1 protein-coding gene is annotated in these 675 nt (G+C 43.4%); it reads left to right on the top strand.

The window, feature by feature from the left end:
• Positions 1-639 (top strand): AMP-binding protein (locus ACP6PM_RS33985; protein ID WP_472847524.1); only part of this gene is annotated, 639 nt, incomplete at its 5' end.
• Between the last annotated feature and the right edge of the window lie 36 nt (positions 640-675).

The following is a 675-nucleotide window of genomic DNA, read 5'->3' as shown; positions in this document are numbered from 1 at the left end:
TTGACAACAAATGTCATGGTTACTATTGGCCAACAGTCACAAAGAAATCCCACCAACAATGTCACCGCTGAAAATCTTGCCTACATTCTCTATACATCCGGTTCCACAGGTAAACCTAAAGGTGTGGGGATCGAACACGGGCAAATTCTAAATTATCTGCACGGTATCCAAGAAAAGCTCCAAGTTTCTTCTACTGCGACATCCGCAATAGTCTCCACTTTTGCTGCTGACTTGGGTAACACAGTTATTTTCCCGACTTTATGCAGTGGGGGATGTCTGCACATTATTTCCCAAGAATGCGCTTCCGATGCAACAGCACTAGCAAATTATTTTCAACGCTATCCTATCGACTACTTAAAAATTGTTCCTTCTCATCTCTCTGCACTTTTAACATCAAACCCATCTCCCTTTTTGTTGCCACGTCAATGTTTAATCTTGGGAGGGGAAGCAGCAACTTGGGATTTAATTGCCAACATCAAACAGCACTCCCCTCAATGTCGTATTCTCAATCATTACGGACCTACAGAAACTACAGTTGGCGCCCTCACCTATCCGGTAGATAACTCCAACAACTACAATGCTAAAACTGTTCCCATCGGGCGTCCCCTAGCTAATACTCAAGGTATCCACTCAATATGATGGGGTAGGGAATGATTATAACTGCCAAGAGCAACT

This window comes from Dapis brunnea BLCC-M229, assembly GCF_050015995.1.
Lineage (GTDB): Bacteria > Cyanobacteriota > Cyanobacteriia > Cyanobacteriales > Microcoleaceae > Trichodesmium.
This window is presented reverse-complemented; position numbering and strand designations above follow the sequence as displayed.